Here is a 26,598-nt window from a genome sequence, read left to right as displayed (position 1 = left end):
GATGAACGCCATCCTGCCGCCCGAACCGGGCATCCGTGTCAGCCTCGCCGAGTTGATCGAGATGCGTCATCGCGTGCGTGAAGTGCAGCTGTTTTCCACACCGAGCCAGCGCAGCCCGCTGATCGGCCTGCACCACTCCAAGCTGCGGGGCCGTGGCGTGGATTTCGATCAGGTGCGGGTTTATCAAGCCGGCGACGACGTGCGCAGCATCGACTGGCGCGTCACCGCCCGGACCCAGGAACCCCACACCAAGCTGTTTCACGAAGAACGCGAGCGGCCGATCTTCATCATGGTCGAGCAGAGTCGTCGGTTGTTCTTCGGCTCGGGGCTGATGTTCAAGTCGGTGCTCGCCGCCCAGGCCGCGAGCCTGATCGGCTGGGCCGCGCTGGGGCATAACGACCGGGTCGGAGGCCTGGTGTTCGGCGACAATGAGCATTACGAAATCAAGCCAAGGCGCAGCAAACAGAGCCTGTTGCAGCTGCTCAACCGCCTGGTGCGGGTCAACCAGTCGCTGCACACCGAAAGCGAGCCCGATCGCGATGCGTTCGGCATTGCCTTGCGCCGCGCGCGGGAGGTGTTGCGGCCCGGCAGCCTGGCGATCGTGATCTGCGACGAGCGCGCCTTGTCCGAAAGCGCCGAACAACAGCTGAGCCTGTTATCGCGCCATTGCGACCTGTTGCTGCTGCCATTGTCCGATCCGCTGGATCATGCCCTGCCTGCCGCCGGACTGTTGCGCTTCGCCGAGCGTGGCGCACAACTGGAACTCGACACGCTCAACTTCGACCTGCGCCAGACCTACCGCGCCCAGGCCGAAGCGCGCATCGCCCGCTGGGAGCTGCTGGCACAGAAGCTTCGAGTGTTGTTGATGCCGCTGAGCACGCAAAGTGAAATGGTCGAGCAACTGCGCGAGTACCTCAACCCACAGCAGCCGGGGAAAGGTCGATGAGCAGTCTCGAGCAGTTGCAGCCACTGATTTCTCCGCCCCCCGTGGAGTTCTGGCCGCCGGCACCGGGCTGGTGGTTGCTGCTGCTGTTGCTGCCGGCCATCGGCTTTGGCCTGTGGAAGCTGCGGCACCTATTGACTCGCCAGCAACCGGTAGCCCCCGTCGAACAACCGCTGGACCCGGTGCGCGTGGCCGCACTGGCGGAACTGGCGCGCATGCCCAAACCTTACGACGGCGCGCCCGCCGGTGCCTGGCTGCAGCAACTCAATGGCCTGCTCAAGCGTCTGTGCCGCAACCATTACCCCTACAGCCAGAGCCATACCCTCAATGGCCGCAAATGGCTGGCTTTTCTCGACAACCGCTGCCCCGCTGCCGGCCTGACCCGCTGGATGGTGCTGGTCGAAGGCGCCTACAAGCCCGAATGCAAGCTGGACGACAAGGCCATCGCCGGCCTGACCCAGGCGGTCGACACCTGGATTCGCAAACATGTTTGAGTTCGCCTGGCCGTGGATGTTCGCCCTGCTGCCGCTGCCCTGGTTGATGCGTGTGCTGTTGCCGGTGGCCGACAGTGGCGAACCGGCACTCAAGGTCAGTTTTCTCGCTGACCTCGAAGGCCTGGCCAAACGCCGCGCCCGGGCCAACTTGCCCGCCTGGCGTCAGCAGGCGCCGTTTTTGCTGCTCTGGTTGCTGCTGCTGAGCGCCGCCGCGCGCCCGCAATGGCTCGGCGAGCCGTTGCCGATTGCAGCCAGCGGGCGCGACCTGCTGGTGGCGGTGGACGTGTCCGGTTCGATGGACTTTCCCGATATGCAGTGGCAGGACGATGACGTCAGCCGCCTCACCCTGGTCCAGCATTTGCTCGGCGATTTCCTCGAAAGTCGCGACGGCGACCGGGTCGGGCTGATCCTGTTCGGCAGCCGGGCGTACGTGCAGGCACCCCTGACGTTTGACCGGCATACCGTGCGCGTCTGGCTCGACGAAGCGCGTATCGGCATCGCCGGCAAGAACACCGCCATCGGTGACGCCATCGGCCTGGCCCTCAAGCGCCTGCGACAACGCCCGGCGCAAAGCCGCGTGTTGATTCTGGTCACCGATGGCGCCAACAACGGCGGCGAAATCGATCCGCTGACCGCTGCGCGCCTGGCGGCCAAGGAAGGGGTGAAAATCTACCCGATCGGTATCGGCGCCGACCCGGAAGAAAGCGGCACCCCCGGTTTCCTGGGGATCAATCCGAGCCTGGATCTTGACGAACCCACCTTGAAGGCGATCGCCGACGCCACCGGCGGCCAGTACTTCCGCGCTCGCGATGGCCAGGAACTGCAAGCGATCAAGGGCACCCTCGACAAACTGGAGCCCGTGACCCAGCAACCGACCCAGGCCCGTCCGGCCCAGGCGTTGTACCACTGGCCGCTGGCGCTGGCGTTGTGGCTGAGCATGCTGCTGGTGGTGCGCGAGCTGTGGCCGGACAACCCGCTGCAACGATTTTTCACCAAGGACCTGTTCTTGCAATCGCCATTGCCTGACTGGCGCCAGCGCCTCAAACGCCTGCGCCTGCGGAGGCGCCGATGAGCGCACTCTGGCCGTACTTTTTCCGCCCCTGGTGGCTGCTGTCGCTGCCGCTGCTTGGCTGGTTGCTCTGGAAACTGTGGCATCGGCAGAAGCGCGCGGGGCGCTGGCAGATGATCCTGCCGCCGGCGTTCCATGCGGCGTTGCTCAGTGGCGGCAGCGGACGCGAAAGCAAACTGCCGTGGATCGCCCTGGGCCTGGCCTGGTCGATCGCTGTCGTCGCATTGATCGGACCGAGCTTTTCCCGCGTCGAGCAGATCAGCCAGAAACCCGCTGACCCGCTGGTGGTAATCCTTGAGCTGACCCCGCAAATGCTCGCCACCGACGTTCAGCCAAACCGCCTGGAACAGGCCCGGCGCAAACTCTTCGACCTGCTGCAAAGCCGCAACGACGCGCAGACTGCAATCGTCGTCTACGCCGGCAGCGCCCACACCCTGGTGCCGCTGTCGGACGACCTGTCCACCAGCCGCAACCTGCTCGATGCGCTCAAGCCGTCGTTGATGCCCGAAGCCGGCCAGCGTGCCGATCTGGCGGTGGTCAAGGCCCTGGCCTTGCTGGAACAGGCCGCACTGGGCGACGGTCGGATCCTGTTGATCGGCACTTCCCTGAGCGAACCGGAGCGCCTGGGCATCAGCCGCGCCTTGAGCGGCAAGTCGACGCAATTGCTCATGCTTGGCATCGGCACCGCCGACGGCGCCCCAATCACCCAGGAGGATGGCAGTTTCCTCAAGGACGAACAGGGAGCGATCCTGGTGTCGCGCCTGGATGAGCCCGGCCTGAAGGCCTTCATCAACGAGCTGGACGGACACTACCGCCACGCGCGCCTGAGCGATGGCGATCTGCGCGCCCTCGGCCTGCTCGACGGGCCGCGCAACCTGCGCAACGACGGCCAGACCCTGCGCCTCGACACCTGGGCCGACCAGGGCTACTGGCTGCTGTTGCCGCTGCTGTTGCTGGCCGCCTGCGCCGGTCGTCGCGGTTGGTTGTTCTGCCTGCCGCTATTTTTCATGCTGCCGCAACCGGGCTATGCCTTCGACTTCCAGGACCTGTGGCTGCGCCCCGACCAGCAGGGCCAGCACTTGCTCAAGCAGAAACGCCCGGCCGAGGCGGCCCGGCACTTCGAAGATCACCAGTGGCAAGGCGTGGCTCTCTACGAAGCCGGCGACTACACGGGCGCCGCCCAGCGGTTCGCCGAGGGCAACGACGCCCACGCCCACTACAATCGTGGCAACGCCCTGGCCAAAAGCGGCGAGCTGGAGGCGGCCGTGGATGCTTATGAACAGGCCCTCGAACGCCAACCGGATCTGCGCCCGGCCCTGACCAACAAGGCCCTGGTGGAAAGCCTGCTCAAGCAGCAAGCCACCGCGCCCGCCCCTGACAAAGCCGCCAATGAGGAGGCCGCCGATTCGGCGCAGGAAACACCACCCAGTAGCGTTGCGCAGCCGTCGACAACGGGTGAGCCGCAAACCGCTGGCGAACCGACCCAAGCCGCCACCGAGCCGTCCGCCACAACACCGCCGCGCCCCGGCGCCAACGAGGTCCCGGGCAGCGAACTGGGAGATGAACAGCACACCATTGCCCCCATGCCCCCGACCAGCGACAGTCTCGATGCCGAGCAGCAGCAGGCGCTGGAGCAATGGCTCAGGCAGATCCCGGACGACCCGGGTGAATTGCTCAGACGCAAATTCTGGTACGAACAGCAACAACATCAGGATCAGGGAAAAACTCGATGACCCGCTTCACCGCCTTCATGCTCGCCCCGCTGCCCGCCTTGCTGCTCTGTGTCGTGCAGGCCCAGGCAGCCGAGCTGGTCGCCAGTGTCGACCGGGCTCGCCTGAACTCCGGCGAGACCATCGAACTGACCCTGGAATCCAACGACGTGACCCAGTTCGGCAAGCCGGACCTGACGCCACTGGAGCCCCTGTTCGAAGTGCGTGGCACCCGCCAGGTCAACCAGTTGAACACCCTCAATGGCGACAACCAGGCCACCACCCGCTGGATCGTCACCCTGCTGCCCTTGCACAACGGCACCCTGGTGATCCCCCCGCTCGCGCTGGGCGACGTGCAGAGCCAGCCGATCACCGTGCAAGTGGTCGAGAGCGACACCCAGGCGAGCCCGAACAAGCAGGCAGCTGTGTTCATCGACGCCAGCCTCGATCAGACCACCGTGTACGTGCAGGCCCAGGCGATCCTGACCTTGCGCATCTACCATTCGGTGTCCCTGTACGACGACAGCAGCCTGCCGCCCTTGCAAATTCCCGACGCGCGCATCGAACAGCTCGGCGAGTCACGCACCTACGAGAAAGACATCAACGGCATTCGCCATGGCGTGATCGAGATGCGCTACGCGATCTACCCGCAACACAGCGGTGAACTGATCATCCCGGCGCAGATATTCAATGCCGCACTGGTGGAGGCGCAGCCCGTGCAGGACGCCAGCGCCCAGGCGCCGAAATCCGGCAAGTTGATGCGCGTCAGCTCCGGCGAGATCCTGCTGACGGTCAAGGCCAAACCCATCACCTATCCCGCCGACCTGCCCTGGCTACCGGCTCGCAGCCTGACCCTGAGTGAAAGCTGGAATCCAGAGCCGGAACACGTCCAGGTCGGCGATTCGCTCACCCGCAGCCTGACGGTCAAGGCCGAAGGCCTGGCCAGTTCACAGCTGCCGCCCCTGCCCGGCACCGAGGTCAGTGGCCTGCGGCGCTATCCCGATCAACCGGTGCTGGGTAACCAGAATACCGAACGAGGCCTGGTGGGCAGCCGCGAAGATCGCGAAGCGCTGGTGCCTTCGCGCAGCGGCGCCATCGACTTGCCGTCGGTCGAGGTGGTCTGGTGGAACACCTTCGAAGACCATCTGGAGCACAGCAGCCTGCCCGCCCGGACCCTGCAGGTGGCGGCCAATCCGAGCCTGCTGGTCGATACTCCGGCCGGCGCCACACCAATGGACAGCAGTGCCAGCAACGAAACCCTCTGGCGCTGGAAACTCAGCACCCTGATCCTCGCCTGCACCACCCTGCTGGGGTTCGGCCTCTGGTGGCGGGCACGCTGGCAACCGGCAATCCTGCGGGCGGCACAAACCGGCCCGAGCCCACGCACGGTGCTCGACGACCTCAAGCGTGCCTGCCAGGCCAACGATTCCCACGCCACCCGCCAGGCGCTCGACGCCTGGGCCCGCCAGCAACCGGAAACCCTGGCCGACATGGCCGCCCGCTTCGTCCCGCTGTCCGACGCCCTCGACGGTTTGAACGGCGCTCTGTACAGCGAAACCGGCCAGCATTGGCAAGGGGAAGATTTGTGGCGGGCGATCCGGACGATTCCGATTGCCGAACGGGTTCAGGATCCGGTTGGGGACAGTGGGTTGCCGCCGCTTTATCCGAAATAAAATCAAAAGATCGCAGCCTGCGGCAGCCCCTCCAAGGGCTGCCGCAGGCTGCGATCATCAAGGCCTTTCAGCAAAGCACAATGAGTCCGTCAAAGGTCAGGCCAGTTTGACCCAAAGCACATTGTCGCCCACCCCAGGGGCCCAGTCTTCTACGTAGGAGGTGTGTGCCTGAAGGCAGGACCAGTTCTTTGCAGCGTGTCTCACTCGCTGGTCTTTTGCATACTGAGTGTTCAGTTTCCATGCCGGATACTCGCCCCCGCCACTCTCAGTGCTGACGCTCAGAACGTTACTGGACGACGAAAGCTTGTTGTTCAGGTCGCGCGCTTTCACCGCGTAACGGTATGGGGTGTCTGGTGTGAGGCCAGAGTCGACAAAAGAGGTCTGAGTGACGCTCACGGTTTTGATATGAATGTCGTCCCGATAGATCAGATAGTCGACTATTGGGTCCGCGCCGGTGGATGCCCCCCACATCAGGCTGACACTGTGTGTGGTCTGGCCCATGCTGTGCAGGTTCGTCGGAGCGGTAGGCCCCGCTCCACCTTCTGGCAAGGTGTGCACTTGAATCGGCCGGCTGGGCGCAGAGATATGGCTGCGATCGTCGACCGCGCTGATGGCATATGTGTACTGGGTTTCAGGCGCCACGCTGTTATCGGCAAAAGCAAGATTCGGAGCGTCTACATCAACCAAAAATCTTCCGTTACGCGAAATGCGGTAGGAGGCGATCGGAAAGGGACCGGTTCCTGCATTCCAATTCAACAGTACCTGCTTGTCAGTGACCTTGACAGCAGCCAGTCCAGTCGGTGGATCCGGCCGTTCACCGCCGCCTTCCGGTGGCACGAAATTCAGATCAATCACTTGGTAAAAAGCCATGGAAGTGTTGGCCACTTCCCAGACGGCCAGCAATGCGTGGTACCCGTCCCGTTCCGGTAGTGGGACACCATGGGTGGTGGGTGAAGCGGGCAACATTTGCTCGCCATGGGACCAATGCGGTTGCAGGTTGATTTGCACTGTGTAAAACGGCTCCGCTTCAAACTGGTCGCGCGACAGGACCTTGTCAGGATCCCAACCTTCCCTGGTCATGAAATAGTTCCAGCGCCGGGTCGCGTGCTTCGCGCTGAAACGCCAGGAAATGTCCAGCGTTTCGCCACTTCGCACATCATGTTTTTTCCAATGACTCCCTGGTTCATCCAGTTGTGCACCGGTCAGTTGATTGGCACTGGCAATTTTTCCATCCGGAGGCGGCGGGACGTTGGCGTCGTCATCTTTGGCAAAAGTATCCCTGAGCCCGCCGGCAGTCAGAGGAAAAAACTTGCCGGACTCGCGTTGGTTCAGAGCCCCTAAGTCGAGTCTCCCCGCGAGCCACTCAAAATGTGCCCGTGAAGAGGGAGAAAAAACGTGGCCATGACGCGCATTGTTGCTTCTACTGATAGAGTTCGGACGACCCTGTGACATAGTATTTCTCCATTAACAATCGTAGTAACTTCGATAACCCTGGAATCACATGTAACGCCCTAACCACATCAGCTACTGTCCGACCTGCCTCGCCTCCCTTCTATTGGAAAGCACACCCTGTCGCTTGCACTGTAAGGCTCCATGCTCGAATCCATTGAATACCCGGCTCGCCCTGGCGCCTACTGACAGATCTGACAGTGGGGACAGACGGTCGCAGGTTTTCAACACCGAATGCAGACGTCTTGACCTTCAAAGGTGTTCTGCAACAACAGTCTTTTGCCAGTAAACTCTCTCCCCTTTCGCCGCTGTCATTTGTCTTCGCGGCCATCACCTTTTTTGTAGCGGAGTTGCCCTTGCGTCTGTTCCACACCTCCGACTGGCACCTCGGGCAGAACCTGCACGGCCAGGATCGCGATTTCGAGCACGGCTGTTTTCTCGACTGGCTGCTGCGCCAGCTCAAACTGGATCAGCCGGATGTGCTGCTGATCGCCGGCGACATCTTCGACACGGTCAACCCGCCGGTCAAAGCCCAGGAACGCCTTTACGACTTCATCGTCAGCGCCCATGAGCAGCAACCCTTGCTGACCATCGTGATGATCGCCGGCAACCACGATTCCGGCTCACGCATCGAACTGCCCGCGCCCTTGATGCGCCGCTTGCGCACCCATGCCCTGGGCCGCGTGCTGTGGCTGGATGACGGGCAACTGGACGCCGAGCGCCTGTTGCTGCCACTGCCAAATGCCCAAGGCGACATTGCCGCTTGGTGCCTGGCGCTGCCGTTCCTGCGCCCGGCCGAAGTCACGGGCGCGCATCTGGGCGACAACTACCTGCGCGGCATCGGCCAGGTTCACGAATGGCTGATTGAAGCGGCCAATGCCAAACGACAGCCCGGGCAGGCACTGATCGCCATCAGCCATGCGCACATGGCCGGTGGTTCGGTGTCGGAAGACTCCGAACGCAGCCTGATCATCGGCAACGCCGAAGCGCTGCCCGCCAGCCTGTTCGGACCGACCATCAGCTACGTCGCCCTGGGGCATTTGCACAAGCCACAGAAGGTCAACGGCGAGGAGCGCATTCGCTACAGCGGCTCGCCCATTCCGTTGTCGTTCTCGGAGATCGGCTACCAGCATCAGATTCTCGTCATCACACTCAACGGCGAAACCCTGGTCAGCGTCGAACCGAAACTGATCCCTCGCTCAGTGAACCTGCAACGTATCGGCCCTGCGCCCCTGGCCGACATCCTTGTGCAACTGGCCGACCTGCCGATCATCGACCTGCTGGCCGACTACCAGCGCCAGCCCTGGCTGGAAGTGCGGGTACGCCTCGACGAGCCGCAACCGGACTTGCGCCATCAAGTGGAAAGCGCCCTGGAAGGCAAGGCCGTGCGCCTGGTGCGCATCGCCGCCGAATACGCCGGCAACGGCAGCCGTGAAGGTGCCGATGAAGGTGCCGGGTTGATCGAACTGGACCAGCTCACGCCCCATGAACTGTTCAGCCGTGCCTGGCAGGACAACTACGGCAGCGAGGTCGATGAGCAAACCCTAAAGGACTTTGCCGAGCTGCTGCAAGACGTGCAGATGGAGGACGAACAGCCATGAAGATCCTCGCCATCCGCCTGAAAAACCTCGCCTCCCTGGCCGGGCCGTTTGAAATCGACTTCACCGCCGAACCCCTGGCCAGTGCCGGACTGTTCGCCATCACCGGCCCCACCGGCGCCGGCAAGAGCACCCTGCTCGACGCGTTGTGCCTGGCCCTGTTCGGTGCCGTGCCGCGCCTGAACAACACCGGGCGCGACGCCAAGGTACCGGACGCCGATGGCGAAATCGGCACCGGCGACCCGCGCACCCTGTTGCGCCGCGGCACTGGCGAAGGTTATGCCGAAGTGGATTTTGTCGGCGTCGACGGCCGCCGTTATCGCGCACGCTGGGAAGCCAATCGCGCCCGGGAAAAGGCCGGTGGCAAACTGCAAGCCAGCCGCCAGAGCCTGCGCGACCTCGATCAGGATCAACTGCTGGCCAGCCAGAAAGGTGAATACAAGACCCAGCTCGAAGCCGCACTGGGCCTGAATTTCGAACAGTTCACCCGGGCCGTGCTGCTGGCGCAGAGCGAGTTCAGCGCCTTCCTCAAGGCCGATGACAACGACCGCAGCGAACTCCTGGAAAAACTCACCGACACGGCGCTATACACCCGGCTGGGCCGGCGGGCCTTCGACAAGACCAAAGAAGCCCGCGAAGCCCACAAATTGCTGCAGGACCAGGCCAGCGGCGTCACGCCCCTGGCGCCTGAGGCCCGCGCCGAGCTCGACGAGCGCTTCCAGGCCGCGCAACAGCAGCTTAGACATCAGCAGGCGCAGCTCAAGCAGCTTGAACTGCAGCACACCTGGCTCAACGAACTGCGTCGTTTGCATGACGCGCAACTGGCTGCTGCCGAACAACTGCACAGCGCCCGCCAAACCTGGGACAGCCTGGCCGGCGAGCGCGTGCAGCTGACGCGCCTGGAGCAGCTCGCCCCGCAACGGCACCAGTTCGCCCGCAAGTCCGAGGTCGATGCGTTACTCACGCCCTTGGCCGAGCAAATCGCCCAGCATACCCGCCAGCACAGCGAACTCAGCGAGCGTCAGGCGCTACTGGAACAGGCCCTTGGCACGACCCGGATCGCATTGGGTGAAGCGCAACAACGGCAAACCGAATGTGCGCCGCTGTTGCGTCAGGCCTTCGAGGAACAAAGCACCCTCGCCCGCCTGGCGAAGGACACGGCCCTGGCCGCCGAAGCCAGACAGAGCGCCGAGCAAGCCTGCACCCAGGGCCAAAGCGCGATTCAAACCTTGCACGAGCAACAGGCCCGGGCTGGCGAACACTTGCAGCGCATGGCGGCCGAGCTGGAACAGAGCGTACATCTGGCGCCCTTGAGCGAGGCATGGAACGCTTACCGCGATCGCCTGCAACAGCTGATGCTGATCGGCAATCGCCTGAACAAGGGTCAGGCCGAACTGGCCAACCTCGAACAGAACGCCGTGCGCACCACGCAGGCGTTCACTGCGCAGAAACAGCAACTGGAGGTGCTGTTCAAGGAGGCCGGCGCCGAACCAGACGCCGTCGCCGAACAGATCGGCATCCTCGGCAGCCTGTTGCAGGACAACCGCAAGCAACTGCGGGCCATCGAAGACCTGACGCGGCTGTGGGACAGCCAGCAGGACCTGGACAAGCGCGGCGCCGAGTTGCAGCAACGCCAGGTCGCTGCGCAACAGGAACGTGAGCGCCTGACCCAGGACGGGGTAAAGGCCAAGGCTGAACTCGCCATCGCCGAGCAGACCCTGACCGTCACCCGCGAACTGCTGGAGCGCCAGCGCCTGGCCCGCAGCGCCAGTGTCGAGGAACTGCGCGCGCAGTTGCAGGATGACCAGCCCTGCCCTGTCTGCGGCAGCAACGAGCATCCCTACCATCAACCCGAAGCCCTGTTGCAAAGCCTGGGTCGCCATGATGAAAGCGAGCAGGCAACGGCCCAAAAAGCGGTCGACCAGCTCAAGGAAAAGCTGACCGAACTGCGGGCGGAAGTGGGCGGACTGATCGCCCAGCAAAAAGAACTGCTGCAACAGCAGGAACATTTGGCGACCCAGCAACAAGCCCTGGCGCCAAGCCTTGAAGCGCATCCGCTGGCCACCGCCCTGCACAATCAGGACTACGCCAAGCGCGGCACCTGGCTCAGCCAGCAAAACGCCCAGTTGAACCAGAGCATCAGTCAGGACGAACAACGGCAAACCGCCCTGCTCACCCTGCAACAGGACGCCGCGCGCCTGACCCAGCAATTGCGCCACGCCGAAACCGCGCACCAGCAAGCGGCCCAGCATCTGGACAATCAACAGCGTGAGCTGGGCAATGACCGCCAGCGCCTGGACGAAGAACTCAACGCGTTCGCCAACCTGCTACCCGCCCAAACCTTGGAAGCGCTGCGTCTCGAGCCCGCCGCGACCTTCATGCAGCTCGATCGGCAGATCGCCGAGCGCCTGGCGCAACTCGATCAGCAAAAGGAAGAACTTGCCGAGCAGCAACAGCGTCAGCAACACCTGGAGAAGGAACAGGATCGGCAGCAAACCCGTGTGCAACAATTGCAAACCGCCGAGCAGCAGTTCAATGCACTGGCCGCGCAACAACAGGCGAGCCAGCAGGCGCTCGGACAATTGCTCGCCTCCCACAGCAGCGCCGAACAGTGGCAGCAGCAGCTGGAGCAGGACGTGGAACAGGCGCGCAACGCCGAAACCACGACGGCCACGGAACTGCAGAACGTACTCACGCAGCTCGTGCGAATCGCCGCCGAACTCAAGGCGCAGCAAGAGCGTTTGCACACCCTGGAAAGCGAACAGCGCGAGCTCGGCGACAAAATCGCCGACTGGCGCGCCCGCCACCCGGAACTGGATGACGCTGGCCTTGACGACCTGCTGCGGGTCGACGACGCCAATGTCAGCGAACTGCGCCAACGCTTGCAGCACAGCGAAAAAGCCATCGAACAGGCCAATGTCCTGCTACAGGAGCGCGACAAGCGCTTGCTCGATCATCAGGCGCAGCACAACGGCAACCTCGATGACGAACAGCTCGCCAACGCGCTTACCGAGTTACAAAACCAGTTCGGCGTCAGCGAGCAGCTCTGCGCCGAATTGCGTGCCGAACAGGCTGAGGATCAGCGCCGGCAGAACGCCAATCAGGCCCTCGCGCAACAGATCGCCGACGCGTACAGCGAGTACCAGCGCTGGGCACGCCTGAACGCGTTGATCGGTTCGGCCACCGGCGACACCTTCCGCAAGATCGCCCAGGCCTACAACCTCGACCTGCTGGTGCACCACGCCAACGTGCAATTGCGCCAACTGGTGCGGCGCTATCGCCTGAAACGCGGCGGCAGCATGCTCGGTTTGCTGGTGATGGACACCGAGATGGGCGACGAGCTGCGTTCGGTGCATTCGTTGTCCGGTGGCGAGACCTTCCTGGTGTCGCTGGCCCTGGCGCTGGGCCTGGCGTCGATGGCCTCGAGCACGCTGAAAATCGAATCGCTGTTCATCGACGAAGGCTTCGGCAGCCTCGACCCGGAGTCCCTGCAACTGGCGATGGACGCCCTCGACGGCCTGCAGGCCCAGGGGCGCAAGGTCGCGGTGATCTCCCATGTGCAGGAAATGCATGAGCGGATTCCGGTGCAGATCCAGGTCCGCCGCCAGGGCAACGGCCTGAGCACCCTGGAGGTGAAATGATCACGCTCTACTCGTTCCGCCGCTGCCCCTACGCCATGCGCGCACGCATGGCGCTGCGCTACTGCGAAGTGCCCGTGGACATCGTCGAAGTCAGCCTCAAGGCCAAACCCGCCGAAATGCTCGCACTGTCGAGCAAAGGCACGGTGCCGGTGCTGGACGTGGACGGCCAGGTCATCGATGAAAGCCTGGACATCTTGCGCTGGGCCGTCGCCCGCCATGACCCGCAGGACTGGTTGCTCAAGGATGATCCGCAAGGACAGTTGGCCATCGAGGCGTTGATCGAGGAGAACGATCAGCACTTCAAAGTGCACCTCAATCGCTACAAGTACGCCGAGCGCTATCCTGAGCAACCGATGGCGTTCTATCGCGCCGAAGGCGAGGTGTTCCTGCGCAAACTGGATGAGTTACTGGAGGGACGCGACTACCTGCTCACGGATCACCCGAGCCTGGCCGACGTGGCGCTGATGCCGTTCATACGGCAATTCGCCCATGTCGACCGCGAGTGGTTCGCGCAAACGCCCTATCGACGTCTGCAGGCGTGGCTGCAGCGGTTTCTGGAGTCCGATTTGTTCACATCGATCATGAAGAAATAGCCCCCTCTGTTACGCCAACACTTCACACATGCCAATGGCCGAGCAATCCACCTGGAACGGTCCGAAAAAACTTTCCTCGGACTTGATCGGCGGATTGCCGGCCAGCATGCCCATGGCCTTTGCCGTTTCGATGTTGCGCGCAATGTTGTGATTGGCCTCGATGGCCCGGGCTACGCCGCCTATCGAACCTTGCCCTATCCCCAGCAAGGAAAATCCGTTGGTGATGAAGGCCAGGAAAGCGATGACCAAAAGTTTGCAACGGTTCATGCTCCGCCCACTCCCGCCAGTTCCGCCGGATCGACCATCGCCTGCTGTGCGCGATGTTCAAACTGGATGCCAGGGTGTTCGACATGAATCGGCGGTTCGACGCTTTGCTGTGACTGCGGCGAAAGACTGATGACCAGCACCATGACCAGGTAAAGACCGATAGCCACATAGGCGCCGTGTTTGGCAGAGGTGATGATCGAGCTGGCCATGATGAACTCCGTGGACATGTTTCAGAGTCCACAGAATCAATCAAAAAAGCACCGGTAACCAACGAGTCTGATGCATAGCAAATATCAACTTCGTTGATCATTAACCCAGACTATCTCAGTCTTCAATAAAACTCATCATGCGCTCGCGGGCAGCGTCAGGTTCGCCGGGAATGGGTACGGCAGCGGACAGGATGGGGGTCGAGTAGAGGGACAGCAGTACGACGGCGAGACGCAGGGTCATTTTGGCAATCCTTTTCTGATGAAGGAGGAGTCAAAAAATCAGCGTCAAATTTAGAGGCATGGCCACCTGATATCAAGCATTACAGGATGGCTTGTCGCAAACGCGTTATGCAGGAGCGACATCACTTCAACGCCTTTCGCAGCCTGGGCTTCGATCGGCAAGTGACTTCGCTCCTGCATAAAGGCGGCAGGGCTGGAATTTCAGTGCTGGTTTTTGTGATCCAGCGCGGCGTAGAAGTTGGCGCTCTGTTGCAAATATTTCTGGGTGTAGCTCTGGGTGTGGGATTTTTTGTCGCTGATTTCAACGTTGGCGCTGGCTGGCAGGGCAACGGTGGCGGAAATGGCGGAAGCGGCGATCACGGAGAAGAGATTGAAGTTCATGCGGGAGTTCCTCGAAGTCAGTTGGCTTGCCTGGCCGGTGGGGCCGTGAAGCAAACTTAACCCTCGAGGCTTAGCCGCTTGAAATGCTTTGTAGCACTTCCACATATCACGCTCATCGATAGAAGGATGCAGGCCCCATCAACCGGGGCCTGCGGCCTATTGACGCACCAGGAATTTCAGGTCACTGGGGGCATCCATCGGCAGGTTTTGCACGGTCTTACCCAACAAGCCAGTCTTGGCATCGCGCTCGACGACGACAATCCGGTTGCTTTTCTGGTTGGCGATCAGCAGGAACTTGCCACTCGGATCGAGGCTGAATTCCCGGGGATGGTCGCCTTCTACCGCGCGACGTTGCAGCTCCTTGAGGTGGCCGGTGGCTGGGTCGATGGCGAACACCAGCAACTGGTTGGCGGTGCCACGGTTGCTGACATAGAGGAACTTGCCGTCCTTCGAGGCATGCAATGCCGCGGCGGCCTTGTCCGAAACCGGCTGACCCGCAGCCAGGTCGACCATCTGGGTTTGCTCCAGCTTGCCGTCGCGGTAATCGAACACCGCCACTTGCGCGCTCATTTCCATGGTCAGCCAGGCATGCTTGCCATCGGAACTGAACAGCAAATGGCGCGGCCCGCTGCCCGCTGGCAACTGAACGAACGAGGGAGTCGCCGGGATCAACGGCAAGTCGGGATTGGCCTTGGGGTCGAAGCGGTAGACAAACACCTTGTCCGCCCCCAGGTCGTTGGAAAACACGTAGTTGCCATCGGGCGACGAGACCGTCGAATGCACATGCGCCGACGTCTGCCGCTCGGGATTGACCCGACTGGCCGGATGGCTGCTCATCTGCACCACCGGCTTGAGCGTGCCATCGGCCGCCAGCGGCAACACCGCCAGGGTGCCGCCCGGATCTTCAGATACCGAGTAGTTGCTGACGAACAAGTGGCTGGCATCAAGGCTGAGACCCGAATGCGTCGGTTCGTTGCCCAGGCTCTGTACCTGGTTGATCAGGGTTAACTCATGGGTCTTGGGGTCAATGGCATAACTGCTCACGCGCCCGACCGGATCGGCCTGGCCCGGGCCATTTTCATTGACCACGAACAGGCGCTGCTGATCCTTGGACAGGGTTAGCCAGGACGGGTTTTCGCTTTTGATCATCTGCAGCGGCTTGGCGTCGATCTGCCCGGTGGCACTGTCGAAGGTCAGGCGATAGATGCCCTGGCTTTGGCCAGCCGTGTAGGAACCCACGAGCAATTGATAGTCGTCGGCGGCCGCCACCTGTACGCCCATCGCGCCGATGCTACCGGCGATCAATAGCGGCCAGAGGTTACGCATCCTGTTGATCATCGTCGTCGTCGTTGTCACCGCTGACGACGTCGCCGAGGCACACCAGCCGGTGTTCGCCGTTGTTGTCATTGATCAGCCAGCTTTGCAAGGTCGCATCGAACGTTGCCGCCTGAATCTGCGCGGGAGTGAATTCCCAGTGAAGGGCATTTCGACCGTCCATGCATTCGATGTGCAGGTTGTCGTCTTCATCGAGGGAGAACTCGAAGGCGTGGTAGCCGTCGATTTCGACCATCCCGCAGTGTTCGAGGGCGTTGAGCAAGGTGTCGGTTGCAGCAGTCATGGCAGTCAATCTTTGAATGGGAAAAACGCAATGATAGCTCAGCCACACCGCTGAACAACTGTAGGAGCGAGCTTGCTCGCGATGGTCGTTAACGATTACGCGTGTTTTCTGGCTATACGCGGTGCCCTTAAGTCCATCGCGAGCAAGCTCGCTCCCACAGGGGGGTCAGATCGCCTCGCGGGACGGTTGGCCATCCACCAGGCGCTGGATACCCAGCGGATTGCTGTTTTTCAGCGCATCCGGCAACAGGCTATCCGGATAGTTCTGGAAACACACCGGGCGCAGGAAACGGTCGATGGCCAGGGTGCCCACCGACGTGCCGCGCGCATCCGACGTCGCCGGATACGGCCCGCCATGGACCATCGAATCACACACCTCCACCCCGGTGGGATAACCATTGAGCAGGATTCGTCCGACCTTCTGCTCCAGCAACCCGGTCAGCTCGCTGAACTGCTCGAAATCCGCCTGCTCGCCGATGATGGTCGCGGTCAGCTGACCATGCAGGCCGTGCAGCGCGGCGCTCAGTTGCGCCTGATCCGCCACTTCGACCACCACGGTGGTGGGGCCGAACACTTCCGCTTGCAGCACCCCGTCGCCCTCGATCAGCAGGTTGACGTCGGCCTTGAACAGCTGCGGCTGCGCCTGCCGCCCCTGTTGCGCATGGCCCGCCAGGTGTTCGATCCGAGGATGATCGAGCAATGTTTGCAAGCCCTTGGCATAGCTGCCCAAGGTCCCGGCGTTGAGCATGGTCTGCGCCGGTTGGTCGGCCATCATGTCGGCCAGTAACTGGAGGAAGGCGGTGAACTGCGGCGAACGGATGCCGATCACCAGGCCAGGGTTGGTGCAGAACTGGCCGCAACCCTGGACCACCGAAGCCGACAGGCCACGGGCGATGGTTTCCGTGCGCGCCTGCAGCGCCTGGGGCAGCACGATCACCGGGTTGATGCTGGACATTTCGGCAAACACCGGGATCGGTTGCGGGCGTGCCGCGGCCATGTCGCACAAGGCTCGACCACCCTTGAGCGAACCGGTAAAGCCCACCGCCTGGATGGCCGGATGCTTGACCAGCGCTTCACCCACCCCGCCGCCGTAGATCATGTTGAACACGCCGGCCGGCATCGCGGTTTTCTGTGCCGCGCGAATGATCGCATCGGCCACCTGCTCGGCCGTGGCCATGTGGCCGCCATGGGCCTTGAACACCACCGGGCAACCGGCGGCCAGGGCCGACGCGGTGTCGCCACCGGCGGTGGAGAACGCCAAGGGAAAGTTGCTGGCCCCGAACACCGCCACCGGTCCGAGCCCGATACGGTACTGACGCAGGTCCGGACGCGGCAACGGTTGACGCTCAGGCAGGGCCTGGTCGATGCGCGCGCCGTAGAAGTCGCCACGCCGCAGCACAGCGGCGAACAGGCGCATCTGGCCGCTGGTGCGGCCACGCTCACCGATAATCCGTGCGGCAGGCAGCGCGGTTTCGCGGCACACCACGCTTACGAACTCATCCCCCAGCGCATCCAGTTCATCGGCGATAGCGTCGAGAAATTGTGCGCGCCGCTCTGCACTCAAGGTGCGATAAGCCGGGTACGCTGCAGCGGCAGCCTTGGCGGCGGCATCGACTTCTTCCGGGGTGGCCTGGATGAAAGCATGGGGCAACGCCTCGCCGGTTTCGGCGTCGACGCTGTGCAATGTCACGCTGCCCAACGCACTGCGCTGGCCGCCGATGTAGTTGTGACCAAGGATCATAGGTAACTCCTTAAAGTGAGCCGACGGTGCCGGGTTCGAAAGCCGCATCGACAGGCGCGATGCCATTGATCAACGGCGCGCCAAATTCTTCCTGGCTGATCTCGAACACATCGCCCGGTTGCGTGCGAATGCCATCGGCGAACGACAGGGTCGCGGTGCCGAAGAAGTGGATGTGCACATCGCCCGGACGCAGGAACTGGCTGTACTTGAAATGGTGGAACTCGAGGTTGGCCAGGCTGTGGCACATGTTGGCCTCACCGCTGAGGAACTCGTTCTGCCACAGCACCTGGCCATCGCGCAGGATACGGCTGGTACCGGCCAGGTGTTGCGGCAGCTCGCCCACCCGCAGCTCCGGTCCATAGCTGCAACTGCGCAGTTTCGAGTGGGCCAGGTACAGGTAGTTCTTGCGCTCCATGACGTGATCGGAAAACTCGTTGCCCACGGCAAAACCGAGGCGGTACGGCTTGCCGTCGTGACCGATGACGTAGAGGCCGCTGAGTTCAGGCTCTTCACCGGCGTCTTCGGCAAAGGGTGGCAGCGGGAACGGCTGGCCCGGGCGTACGACAATGCTGCCGTCGCCCTTGTAGAACCATTCCGGCTGGACCCCCGCCTGGCCTGCCGCGGGTTTGCCACCCTCCACGCCCCACTTGAAGATGCGCATGGTGTCGGTCATCGAAGCTTCATCACCGGCCTGCTGGTGCATCTTGTCCCGGGCCGACGCGCTGCCCAGGTGAGTCAGGCCGGTGCCACTGACCAGCATGTGCGCCGGGTCCGGGTGATCCAGCGGCGCCAGGATGCGCAGTTGCGCCAGCAGCTCGGCGTAGTCATGGCTGATGCCCAACCCGAGGCTCTGCACCTGCTGCTCAAGATTGCACCCCGCCTCGATCGCCGCCAGGGCCAGGTCGCGCACGGTGCGGGCGTCTTGCACTTCACGGACCAGACCTTCCTCGACCACGCCTACGCGGCGTTCGCCGTTACTCAATTCGAACTGAACCAAACGCATGAATATTCTCCATTTACTTGAAAACACCGCCCCCTCCTGTAGGAGCTGGCTTGCCAGCGAAAGCGGCGGCACATTCATCGTCAATGTGTCAGATAGATCGCCATCGCTGGCAAGCCAGCTCCTACAGGGGTGGTGGTGATTGCCAGATTTTTGTGTCAGGTACGGGTAGCCCCACGCGCACTGGCGGCAAACTCATCCACCGGCAACACATGCTTGCGCTCCAGCAGGCGATACACCACGCCGGTCAACACCAGGCCGAACAACATCACGCAGGACAGGAAATACAGCCCCGACGCGAGGTTGCCGGTGTACTCCTTGAGCGCGCCGATCACGAACGGGCCGATGTAGCCGCCGAGGTTGCCCACCGAGTTGATCAGGGCAATGCCCGCCGCCGCACTCGCGCCAGCAAAGAAGCGACCGGGCAAGGTCCAGAAAATCGCCGTGCAGGAAAACAGCGAGAACGCCACCAGGCACAGCGCCGCCAGTTGCAACACCGGCACCGAGAGCCAGGCACTGAAGAACAGGCCGATGGCACCGAGCACGTACAGAGCGGCCAGGTGGCCATACCGATCATTCAATCGATCGGAGCTGCGCGGGATGATCAGCAAACCAACGATCCCGAAGATGTACGGCACCGATGACACGAACCCGGTCACCAGATCAGTGCCGCCGAACTGCTTGATCAAGGTCGGCAGCCACAGGCCCAGGCCATAGATGCTCAGGGTCACCGGCAGGTAGAACAGCGCCAGCAGCAACACGCGTTTGTCCTTCAGGGCGTGCAACGGGTTGCCATGACGGGTCTGGCCATACTGCTCCAGGTCCTTTTTCAGCTCGCCACTGAGCCAGTCCTTCTCCGCCTGGTCCATCCACTTCACCTGTTGCGGGCCATCCGGCAACCAGCGCAGCACCGGCCAGGTCAGCAGGATCGCCGGGGTGCCGATGACGATGAACAGCCACTGCCAGCCATGCAGGCCGAACACCCCTTCCATGCCGAGCAAACCACCGGATATAGGTCCGGTGATCATCATCGCGATGGGTTGGGACAGGATGAACAGGCCCAGGATCTTGCCGCGATGGCGTACCGGGAACCACTGGGTGATGTAGTACAGGACGCCTGGAAAGAACCCGGCTTCCGCCGCGCCGAGCAGAAAGCGCATCAGGTAGAAGCTGTTCGGCCCCTGGACGAATGCCATGCCGATGGTGATAGCGCCCCAGGTGACCATGATCCGCGCGAACCAGCGCCGCGCGCCAAAACGGTCAAGCATCAGGTTGCTGGGGATTTCCAGGAGGAAATAGCCAATGAAGAACAGCCCTGCGCCCAGCCCGTACGCCGCATCGCCCAGGCCGATGTCGGCGCCCATGTGCAGCTTGGCGAAACCTACGGCGGAGCGATCCACATAGGCGATCAGGTACAGCAGGATCAGGAAAGGAATCAGTTTCAGCGTGATGCGACGTATCAGCCGCAGTTCCTGGCTCATGAGATCGGTCTCCGATTGTTGTTGTTATAGAACCTCGGGGGACGCCTCTCACGGCAAACCGTCAGGGCCATCCCTCCGCTGAAAACGACTATATAGTAATACTATTTACCCAACAACACTTCCAAACGGACGAATTTGCGCATATGTTACGCTTCAGCTCGAACAATATAGTCATACAATAAGAGAATCGATCATGTCTGATAAGAAACCCACCCTGCGCTCCGCCCAATGGTTTGGCACCGCCGACAAGAACGGCTTCATGTACCGCAGCTGGATGAAGAATCAGGGCATCGCCGACCACCAGTTCCATGGCAAGCCGATCATCGGCATCTGCAACACCTGGTCGGAACTGACCCCGTGCAACGCGCATTTCCGCCAGATCGCGGAACACGTCAAACGCGGAGTGATCGAGGCCGGGGGCTTCCCGGTGGAGTTCCCGGTGTTCTCCAACGGTGAATCCAACCTGCGCCCGACCGCCATGCTCACCCGCAACCTGGCGAGCATGGACGTCGAAGAAGCGATTCGCGGCAACCCCATCGACGGCGTGGTGCTGCTGACCGGTTGTGACAAGACCACCCCGGCCTTGCTGATGGGCGCGGCCAGTTGCGACGTGCCGGCGATCGTCGTCACCGGCGGGCCGATGCTCAACGGCAAGCACAAGGGCAAGGACATCGGTTCGGGTACCGTGGTCTGGCAGCTCAGCGAACAGGTCAAGGCCGGCACCATCACCATCGATGACTTCCTTGCGGCCGAGGGCGGCATGTCCCGCTCGGCCGGTACCTGCAACACCATGGGTACCGCATCGACCATGGCCTGCATGGCCGAAGCACTGGGCACTTCCCTGCCCCACAACGCGGCGATTCCCGCCGTCGATGCGCGGCGTTATGTGTTGGCGCACATGTCCGGCATGCGTGCCGTGGAAATGGTCCGGGAGGATTTGAAGCTGTCGAAGATCCTGACCAAGGAAGCTTTCGAAAACGCCATCCGGGTCAACGCCGCCATTGGCGGTTCGACCAACGCGGTAATTCACCTCAAGGCCATCGCCGGGCGCATCGGCGTGGAGCTGGACCTGGACGACTGGACCCGCATCGGTCGCGGCATGCCGACCATCGTCGACCTGCAACCGTCCGGACGTTTCCTGATGGAAGAGTTCTACTACGCCGGTGGCTTGCCAGCGGTACTACGCCGTCTCGGCGAAGCCAACCTGATCCCGAACCCGAACGCCTTGACCGTCAACGGCAAATCCATCGGCGAGAACACCAGGGACGCGCCGATCTATGGCGAGGACGAAGTGATCCGTACCCTCGACAACCCGATCCGCGCCGACGGCGGGATCTGTGTACTGCGCGGCAACCTGGCGCCACTGGGCGCGGTGCTCAAGCCCTCCGCCGCCAGTGCCGAGCTGATGCAACATCGCGGGCGTGCGGTGGTGTTCGAGAACTTCGACATGTACAAGGCGCGCATTAACGACCCGGAACTGGACGTGGATGCCAACTCGATCCTGGTCATGAAAAACTGCGGGCCCAAGGGTTATCCGGGCATGGCCGAAGTCGGCAACATGGGCCTGCCGGCCAAGCTGCTGGCCCAGGGCGTGACCGACATGGTGCGCATTTCCGATGCACGCATGAGCGGTACCGCGTATGGCACGGTTGTCCTTCACGTGGCACCGGAAGCCGCAGCCGGTGGGCCTTTGGCGGCGGTGAAGGAAGGTGACTGGATCGAGCTGGACTGTGCCAGCGGCCGGTTGCACCTGGATATTCCGGATGCTGAACTGGCGGCGCGCATGGCTGACTTGCAACCACCGCAGCAATTGCTGGTGGGCGGTTACCGTCAGCTGTACATCGACCATGTGTTGCAGGCGGATCAGGGTTGCGACTTTGACTTCCTGGTCGGTTGCCGTGGGGCCGAAGTACCGCGTCATTCTCACTGACACCACCGCCCCCTGTAGGAGCTGGCTTGCCAGCGAAGGCGGCCTGACAGTCAACCCTAATGTTTGCTGTCAGGGCCTCTTCGCTGGCAAGCCAGCTCCTACAGTCGTTCTGCGCCAGTCAAAACCCGGTGCTAGCGACCGTCACTCCCCACGCCTGCTATCATGCCCGCCATCTCCATCGCCCAGGACCGCGCCGTTCCCCATGGATTACCGCAAACCCTCCGACCGCAAAAGCATGCACTCGCGCATCGTCCAGGAACTGGGCATGCAGATCGTCTCCGGACGTTTCCTGCCGGACGACAAACTGCCTGCCGAGGCCCTGCTCTGTGAGGAATATGCCGTCAGCCGGCCAGTGTTGCGCGAAGCCACCCGGGTCCTGGTCGCCAAAGGCCTGGTGTACTCCCGTCCGCGGGTCGGCACCGTGGTCAAGCCGCGCAAGGAATGGCACATGCTCGACCCGGACGTCCTGCATTGGCTGATGCAAAGCAGCCCGCAGAACCAGTTCTTCGACCTGCTGACCAGTGTGCGCAGCATCATCGAACCGGCCGCCGCCGCCCTCGCCGCGCAGTTCGCCACCGACGCGGATATCGCCTCCATCGGTGAAGCCTACCAACGCATGGAGGCCGCGCCGACGCCCGAAGCCCTGCTGCAACCGGACCTGGATTTCCACAGCCGAATTGCAGACGCCACCCATAACGACTTGCTGGCCAACCTGTGCAACATGCTGTCGGTGGCGATTGCCGAAGCATTGAAGCATTCCAACCAGCGGCCGAACCTGCATGAACTGGCGCTGCCACGGCACAAGGCGATACTCACGGCGATCGAGAACCGCGATGCGTTGGGCGCGCGGCATGCGACGCTGGTGCAGCTCGATGATGCGCGCAGTGCGTTGAATGTGGTGCTAGGCAGCGATCCCTCATAAAACGCGATCCCCTGTAGGAGCTGGCTTGCCAGCGATGGTGTGTCAGTCGACATCAATGTGTCTGACACACCATCGCTGGCAAGCCAGCTCCTACAGGGGTCTGGTGTGAATTTTAGATGTAAAAAAGCCGCAACCCTGAGGCTACGGCTTTTGTGTTTCCGGCCCTGGATCAGTGAGCAAACAGCGAATTGCCCTTCTGCCCCGCCAGTTTCTCCGGCTTGATCAGGAACCGCGCCAGTGCCGGCAGCAGCCACAACGCACCGAACATGTTCCACAGCAGCATGAAGGTCAGCATCAGGCCCATGTCAGCCTGGAACTTGATGGCCGAGAAGATCCAGGTGCACACGCCGATCGCCAGGCACAAACCGGTGAACAGCACGGCCTTGCCGGTGGATTTCAACGTCTGGTAGTACGCCTCCTGCAACGGCAGGCCCGCACGCAGGAAGCTTTCCAGGCGGCTGTAGATGTAGATGCCGTAGTCCACGCCAATTCCCACACCCAGCGCTACCACCGGCAGCGTCGCGACTTTCACGCCGATGCCCATGAAGGCCATCAGGGCGTTGCCCAGCACCGACGTCAGGACCAGTGGCAACACGATGCACAGGGTCGCCGCCCAGGAACGGAAGGTGATCATGCACATGACCGCGACGCAGATATACACCAGGATCAGGATGGTCAGCTCGGACTTCTTGATCACTTCGTTGGTAGCCGCCTCGATCCCCGCGTTACCGGCCGCCAGGATGAACTCCAGGTTTTCGGTGTTGTGCTCCTTGGCGAATTCCTGCACCGCATGCACCGCGCGATCCAGGGTTTCGGCCTTGTGATCGTTGAGGAACACCAGCACCGGCGCCAATGAACAGCTGTTGTTGTACAGGCCATCGGCACGGGCGATGGAGTTGTTCAACACGTCCGGGTTACGCGACAGGGTTTCCCATTTCAGGTTGCCCTCGTTCATGCCCTTGATCATCTGCTTGGACACGGTCACCAGGGAAATCGCCGACTGCACGCCCTCGGTGTTCTGCATCTTCCACATCAGCTCGTCGATCGGCGCCATGGCTTCGTAGCGCGAGCAGCCTTCGGACTTGGTCTTGACCATCACCACCAACACGTCGGAACTGGTGGAGTAGTTGCTGATGATGAAGTTGTTGTCCTTGTTGTAGCGCGAGTCCGGGCGCAGCTCCGGCGCACCCTGGTCGAGGTCACCGATTTTCAGGTTCTGGCTGTACCACAGGCCGCCACCGAAGGCGACCAGCGCCAGGAGAATGGACACCGGTGCAACTTTGGCGCTGGCAAAGTTCGACAGCAGGCGCCAGAACGGATGTTCACGCACCGCGTCTTTCTTGCTGCGTTCGACCGCGCGCTTGCTGATGCCGACGTAGGAAATCGCCACCGGCAACAGGATCAGGTTGGTGAACACGATCACTGCCACACCGATGGAAGCGCCGATGGCCAGCTCGCGAATCACACCGATGTCGATGATCAGCAGCGTGATGAAGCCCACGGCATCGGCGAGGATCGCGATCATCCCCGGCAGGAACAGTTGGCGGAACGTACGTCGCGCGGCAGTCAGGGCGTTTTCCGCCTCGCTCGATTGCAGGGCGATACCGTTGATCTTCTGCACACCATGGGAAATACCGATGGCGAAGATCAGGAACGGCACCAGCATCGAGTACGGATCGAGCCCGAAGCCGAAGAAGTGCATCAACCCCAGCTGCCAGATCACCGCCACCAGCGTCGTGCTCAACACGGCAACGGTACTGCGCAGGCAGTTGGTGAACCACAGCAGGAGGATCAGGGTGATGACGAAGGCGATGCCGAAGAACATCACCACCATCACCAGGCCGTCGATCAGGTCGCCGACTTTCTTGGCGAAACCGACGATGTGGATCTTCACGTTCGGGTTCTGTGCTTCGAACTTGTCGCGGATCTTGTCTTCAAGCTCATGGGAAAACCGGCGGTAGTCCAGCGCCAGCAGCTTGCCCTGGTCCTGCGGGTCCGGGTAGGACTCCAGCAGCGGGATGTCGACGATGCTCGATTTGAAGTCGTTGGCCACCAACCGCCCGACCTGCCCGGACTTGAGCACGTTGTTGCGCAACAGGTCGAGGCTTTGCTGGGAGCCGTTGTAGCTCTGCGGGATCACTTCACCGCCAGCGAAACCCTCCTCCGTCACTTCCGTCCAGCGAATGCTCGGACTCCACAGAGACTTGAGGCCGGAGCGATCGACGCCGGAGATGTAGAACACCTCGTCGTTGATCTGGCGCAGAGTCTCCATGTACTCCTTGGAGAAGATGTCGCCGTCAGTGGCTTCCACGGAAATGCGTACGGTGTTGCCCAGGTTTGCCAGATCGTTGCGGTGCTCCATCATCTTTTGAATGAATGGATGCTCGAGCGGGATCATTTTTTCAAAGCTGGTGGACGGCCGGATCAGCGTCGCCTGCCAGAACAGGAAAATACTCACCAGCAGGCAGATCGTGATGACTGCCGGGCGGTTGTTGAAGATCAGGCGCTCAAGAAACGTCGCCTTGTCCTGATGAGGTGTGCTTAAGGAAGTCATAGCTGCGCCTTCTTATTATTAACCCGGCTCATTTGCCCAGCTCTGCGCCGTTTGGCGAAGTGGCGCGAACGCCGCCCTGTCCAGCCAGAATCAGATTGCCATTGCCTGCGGCGACCACCGACGACAGCGAGATACGATCGCGACGGTTGAACACGCTGAAGGTTTCACCGTTGTCGCTGCTGCTGATCACCGATCCGCCGTTGCCAACGATCACGATCGAACCATCGTCAAGCAAGGTCGCGCCGGACAGACCGAACTCCAGGTCACCGCGCTCAGCCTTGAGCTCGACTTTTTCCCAGTTGCTGCCGAAATCGGTGGAGCGGTACAGATTGCCGCGCAGGCCATAGGCCAACAGCGTGTTGGGTTGCGCGGTGCCAATCACACCGAACAGCGAACCTTCATACGGGCCTTCGAGCTTTTCCCAGGTCTGGCCCCAATCGGCGGAGCGGAACATGCTGCCCTGCTCGCCGACGATGAACAGCCCGGCATCCTTGACTGCGGTGATGGCATTGAGGTGGAACTGGTCTTCGTTGTCCAGGCGATCGCTGACGTCTTCCCAGTTTTTCCCGCCGTCGGTGGTGGCCATCAGCGCCCCGTAGGCACCCACGGCAAAGCCGTTGCTGGCGTCCTGAAACCAGACGTCGAGCAGCGGCGATTCGCGTTTCAGATCTTCGAATTGCTTGGTCCAGGTACTACCGCCGTCCTCGCTGGCGAGGATCTGCGCGTCATGACCGACGGCCCAGCCGTGCTTGTCATCGACGAAGAACACCGAGGTCAGCAGCTGCCGGGTTGGCACCTTGGCCTGGGTCCAGGTCGCGCCCTGGTCATCGGAATAGAGAATGTGCCCGCGATCCCCGACCGCCACCAGGCGCTTGCCGGCGTGCACGACATCGAGCACCAGGCTTTTGCTGGCCTTGGCCGATTCAACGGAATAAACAACGTCGGATGCCGGCGCATCAGCGGCCAGCACCGGTGCCGACCACACGGCACAGCCCAACAGCGAGAGCGCTGTAGCCAGCAACGCGAACTTGCGCAATGCCGGCGGGCGGCAGATACCCACACCCATGACAGGCTCACTCATAGACCT

At 62.2% G+C, this 26,598-nt stretch carries 22 protein-coding genes; 10 read left to right on the top strand and 12 right to left on the bottom strand.

Annotated features, from left to right (window positions below; translation table 11 throughout):
• Position 1: 1 nt before the first annotated feature.
• From SOP85_RS07805 to SOP85_RS07785, 5 genes are read left to right on the top strand one after another with little or no spacing between them, the layout of a single operon-like run.
• Positions 2-946: a DUF58 domain-containing protein gene (locus SOP85_RS07805; protein ID WP_274076976.1), complete on the top strand. Its 945-nt coding sequence runs from the start codon at positions 2-4 to the stop codon at positions 944-946.
• A complete protein-coding gene (locus SOP85_RS07800) occupies positions 943-1,437 on the top strand; it encodes a DUF4381 domain-containing protein (protein ID WP_274076977.1) in 495 nt (164 codons plus the stop codon). Before SOP85_RS07805 ends, SOP85_RS07800 begins: the two co-directional genes overlap by 4 nt.
• Positions 1,430-2,509, top strand: a complete 1,080-nt coding sequence (locus SOP85_RS07795) for a vWA domain-containing protein (protein WP_274076978.1) — start codon at positions 1,430-1,432, stop codon at positions 2,507-2,509. The genes SOP85_RS07800 and SOP85_RS07795 overlap by 8 nt, the downstream gene beginning before the upstream one ends.
• A complete protein-coding gene (locus SOP85_RS07790) occupies positions 2,506-4,239 on the top strand; it encodes a tetratricopeptide repeat protein (protein ID WP_274076979.1) in 1,734 nt (577 codons plus the stop codon). The genes SOP85_RS07795 and SOP85_RS07790 overlap by 4 nt, the downstream gene beginning before the upstream one ends.
• Positions 4,236-5,888, top strand: coding sequence for a BatD family protein (locus SOP85_RS07785; protein ID WP_274076980.1), 1,653 nt, complete (start codon positions 4,236-4,238; stop codon positions 5,886-5,888). Before SOP85_RS07790 ends, SOP85_RS07785 begins: the two co-directional genes overlap by 4 nt.
• A gap of 96 nt (positions 5,889-5,984) precedes the next feature.
• Here the strand turns inward: SOP85_RS07785 and SOP85_RS07780 are convergent, their stop codons facing one another.
• Positions 5,985-7,340 carry a lytic polysaccharide monooxygenase gene (locus tag SOP85_RS07780; RefSeq protein ID WP_323626585.1) on the bottom strand — a complete coding sequence of 452 codons (1,356 nt, stop codon included), beginning with the start codon at positions 7,338-7,340 and terminating at the stop codon, positions 5,985-5,987.
• A gap of 353 nt (positions 7,341-7,693) precedes the next feature.
• Between SOP85_RS07780 and SOP85_RS07775 the strand changes: the two genes are divergently transcribed.
• The 3 genes from SOP85_RS07775 to SOP85_RS07765 are packed head-to-tail and all read left to right on the top strand — an operon-like array spanning position 7,694 to position 13,169.
• A complete protein-coding gene (locus tag SOP85_RS07775) occupies positions 7,694-8,938 on the top strand; it encodes an exonuclease SbcCD subunit D C-terminal domain-containing protein (protein ID WP_323626584.1) in 1,245 nt (414 codons plus the stop codon).
• Positions 8,935-12,576, top strand: coding sequence for an AAA family ATPase (locus tag SOP85_RS07770; protein ID WP_323626583.1), 3,642 nt, complete (start codon positions 8,935-8,937; stop codon positions 12,574-12,576). Before SOP85_RS07775 ends, SOP85_RS07770 begins: the two co-directional genes overlap by 4 nt.
• Complete coding sequence (locus tag SOP85_RS07765; protein WP_323626582.1) at positions 12,573-13,169, top strand: glutathione S-transferase; 597 nt, start codon at positions 12,573-12,575, stop codon at positions 13,167-13,169. Before SOP85_RS07770 ends, SOP85_RS07765 begins: the two co-directional genes overlap by 4 nt.
• Before the next feature lie 9 nt (positions 13,170-13,178).
• Here SOP85_RS07765 and SOP85_RS07760 read toward each other — a convergent pair whose 3' ends face one another.
• The 9 genes from SOP85_RS07760 to SOP85_RS07720 all read right to left on the bottom strand — a co-directional run bounded on the left by SOP85_RS07760 (position 13,179) and on the right by SOP85_RS07720 (position 20,105).
• Positions 13,179-13,436 (bottom strand): hypothetical protein, encoded by a 258-nt coding sequence (locus tag SOP85_RS07760; RefSeq protein WP_274076985.1) that lies wholly within the window; start codon positions 13,434-13,436, stop codon positions 13,179-13,181.
• Positions 13,433-13,645 (bottom strand): hypothetical protein, encoded by a 213-nt coding sequence (locus SOP85_RS07755; RefSeq protein WP_323626581.1) that lies wholly within the window; start codon positions 13,643-13,645, stop codon positions 13,433-13,435. The genes SOP85_RS07760 and SOP85_RS07755 overlap by 4 nt, the downstream gene beginning before the upstream one ends.
• Positions 13,646-13,760: 115 nt before the next feature.
• Positions 13,761-13,886 (bottom strand): hypothetical protein, encoded by a 126-nt coding sequence (locus SOP85_RS07750; protein WP_274076987.1) that lies wholly within the window; start codon positions 13,884-13,886, stop codon positions 13,761-13,763.
• A gap of 200 nt (positions 13,887-14,086) precedes the next feature.
• Positions 14,087-14,266, bottom strand: a complete 180-nt coding sequence (locus SOP85_RS07745) for a hypothetical protein (protein WP_018926171.1) — start codon at positions 14,264-14,266, stop codon at positions 14,087-14,089.
• A gap of 156 nt (positions 14,267-14,422) precedes the next feature.
• Positions 14,423-15,592, bottom strand: a complete 1,170-nt coding sequence (locus tag SOP85_RS07740) for a lactonase family protein (protein ID WP_323626580.1) — start codon at positions 15,590-15,592, stop codon at positions 14,423-14,425.
• The gene (locus tag SOP85_RS07735) at positions 15,585-15,884 is read right to left on the bottom strand and encodes a DUF5629 family protein (RefSeq protein ID WP_323626579.1); all 300 of its coding nucleotides are present in this window, start codon (positions 15,882-15,884) and stop codon (positions 15,585-15,587) included. The genes SOP85_RS07740 and SOP85_RS07735 overlap by 8 nt, the downstream gene beginning before the upstream one ends.
• A 165-nt stretch (positions 15,885-16,049) precedes the next feature.
• Positions 16,050-17,624, bottom strand: a complete 1,575-nt coding sequence (locus SOP85_RS07730; protein WP_442967898.1) for an aldehyde dehydrogenase (NADP(+)) — start codon at positions 17,622-17,624, stop codon at positions 16,050-16,052.
• Between the two features lie 10 nt (positions 17,625-17,634).
• Positions 17,635-18,627, bottom strand: coding sequence for an AraD1 family protein (gene araD1, locus SOP85_RS07725; protein WP_274076991.1), 993 nt, complete (start codon positions 18,625-18,627; stop codon positions 17,635-17,637).
• A 155-nt stretch (positions 18,628-18,782) separates the two neighbouring features.
• Entirely contained in the window at positions 18,783-20,105 is a 1,323-nt protein-coding gene (locus SOP85_RS07720) for an MFS transporter (protein ID WP_274076992.1), read from the bottom strand.
• A 193-nt stretch (positions 20,106-20,298) separates the two neighbouring features.
• Between SOP85_RS07720 and SOP85_RS07715 the strand changes: the two genes are divergently transcribed.
• Both SOP85_RS07715 and SOP85_RS07710 read left to right on the top strand, forming a co-directional pair.
• The gene (locus SOP85_RS07715) at positions 20,299-22,035 is read left to right on the top strand and encodes an IlvD/Edd family dehydratase (RefSeq protein WP_166620189.1); all 1,737 of its coding nucleotides are present in this window, start codon (positions 20,299-20,301) and stop codon (positions 22,033-22,035) included.
• 202 nt (positions 22,036-22,237) lie between these two features.
• Positions 22,238-22,957: a FadR/GntR family transcriptional regulator gene (locus SOP85_RS07710; RefSeq protein WP_323605836.1), complete on the top strand. Its 720-nt coding sequence runs from the start codon at positions 22,238-22,240 to the stop codon at positions 22,955-22,957.
• A gap of 169 nt (positions 22,958-23,126) precedes the next feature.
• Here the strand turns inward: SOP85_RS07710 and SOP85_RS07705 are convergent, their stop codons facing one another.
• Both SOP85_RS07705 and SOP85_RS07700 read right to left on the bottom strand, forming a co-directional pair.
• A complete protein-coding gene (locus SOP85_RS07705) occupies positions 23,127-25,511 on the bottom strand; it encodes an efflux RND transporter permease subunit (protein WP_323626576.1) in 2,385 nt (794 codons plus the stop codon).
• Positions 25,512-25,539: 28 nt separating this feature from the next.
• The gene (locus tag SOP85_RS07700) at positions 25,540-26,592 is read right to left on the bottom strand and encodes a YCF48-related protein (RefSeq protein ID WP_323605840.1); all 1,053 of its coding nucleotides are present in this window, start codon (positions 26,590-26,592) and stop codon (positions 25,540-25,542) included.
• Positions 26,593-26,598 lie beyond the last annotated feature (6 nt).

Source organism: Pseudomonas sp. YuFO20 (assembly GCF_035064975.1).
Taxonomy (GTDB): Bacteria; Pseudomonadota; Gammaproteobacteria; order Pseudomonadales; family Pseudomonadaceae; genus Aquipseudomonas; species Aquipseudomonas putida_AE.
Note: the sequence above shows the minus strand (reverse complement) of the source record. Positions and strands in the feature narration are given on the sequence as shown.

Excerpts from the sequence above, each read along its gene's own strand:
- SOP85_RS07710 (WP_323605836.1), top strand. The coding sequence starts at position 22,238 with ATGGATTACCGCAAACCCTCCGACCGCAAAAGCATGCACTCGCGCATC.
- SOP85_RS07785 (WP_274076980.1), top strand. The coding sequence starts at position 4,236 with ATGACCCGCTTCACCGCCTTCATGCTCGCCCCGCTGCCCGCCTTGCTG.
- SOP85_RS07770 (WP_323626583.1), top strand. The coding sequence starts at position 8,935 with ATGAAGATCCTCGCCATCCGCCTGAAAAACCTCGCCTCCCTGGCCGGG.
- SOP85_RS07755 (WP_323626581.1), bottom strand. The coding sequence starts at position 13,645 with ATGGCCAGCTCGATCATCACCTCTGCCAAACACGGCGCCTATGTGGCT.
- SOP85_RS07790 (WP_274076979.1), top strand. The coding sequence starts at position 2,506 with ATGAGCGCACTCTGGCCGTACTTTTTCCGCCCCTGGTGGCTGCTGTCG.
- SOP85_RS07795 (WP_274076978.1), top strand. The coding sequence starts at position 1,430 with ATGTTTGAGTTCGCCTGGCCGTGGATGTTCGCCCTGCTGCCGCTGCCC.
- SOP85_RS07715 (WP_166620189.1), top strand. The coding sequence starts at position 20,299 with ATGTCTGATAAGAAACCCACCCTGCGCTCCGCCCAATGGTTTGGCACC.
- SOP85_RS07720 (WP_274076992.1), bottom strand. The coding sequence starts at position 20,105 with ATGAGCCAGGAACTGCGGCTGATACGTCGCATCACGCTGAAACTGATT.
- araD1 (WP_274076991.1), bottom strand. The coding sequence starts at position 18,627 with ATGCGTTTGGTTCAGTTCGAATTGAGTAACGGCGAACGCCGCGTAGGC.
- SOP85_RS07800 (WP_274076977.1), top strand. The coding sequence starts at position 943 with ATGAGCAGTCTCGAGCAGTTGCAGCCACTGATTTCTCCGCCCCCCGTG.
- SOP85_RS07700 (WP_323605840.1), bottom strand. The coding sequence starts at position 26,592 with ATGAGTGAGCCTGTCATGGGTGTGGGTATCTGCCGCCCGCCGGCATTG.
- SOP85_RS07730 (WP_442967898.1), bottom strand. The coding sequence starts at position 17,624 with ATGATCCTTGGTCACAACTACATCGGCGGCCAGCGCAGTGCGTTGGGC.
- SOP85_RS07705 (WP_323626576.1), bottom strand. The coding sequence starts at position 25,511 with ATGACTTCCTTAAGCACACCTCATCAGGACAAGGCGACGTTTCTTGAG.
- SOP85_RS07745 (WP_018926171.1), bottom strand. The coding sequence starts at position 14,266 with ATGAACTTCAATCTCTTCTCCGTGATCGCCGCTTCCGCCATTTCCGCC.
- SOP85_RS07735 (WP_323626579.1), bottom strand. The coding sequence starts at position 15,884 with ATGACTGCTGCAACCGACACCTTGCTCAACGCCCTCGAACACTGCGGG.
- SOP85_RS07765 (WP_323626582.1), top strand. The coding sequence starts at position 12,573 with ATGATCACGCTCTACTCGTTCCGCCGCTGCCCCTACGCCATGCGCGCA.
- SOP85_RS07780 (WP_323626585.1), bottom strand. The coding sequence starts at position 7,340 with ATGTCACAGGGTCGTCCGAACTCTATCAGTAGAAGCAACAATGCGCGT.
- SOP85_RS07740 (WP_323626580.1), bottom strand. The coding sequence starts at position 15,592 with ATGCGTAACCTCTGGCCGCTATTGATCGCCGGTAGCATCGGCGCGATG.
- SOP85_RS07760 (WP_274076985.1), bottom strand. The coding sequence starts at position 13,436 with ATGAACCGTTGCAAACTTTTGGTCATCGCTTTCCTGGCCTTCATCACC.
- SOP85_RS07750 (WP_274076987.1), bottom strand. The coding sequence starts at position 13,886 with ATGACCCTGCGTCTCGCCGTCGTACTGCTGTCCCTCTACTCGACCCCC.
- SOP85_RS07805 (WP_274076976.1), top strand. The coding sequence starts at position 2 with ATGAACGCCATCCTGCCGCCCGAACCGGGCATCCGTGTCAGCCTCGCC.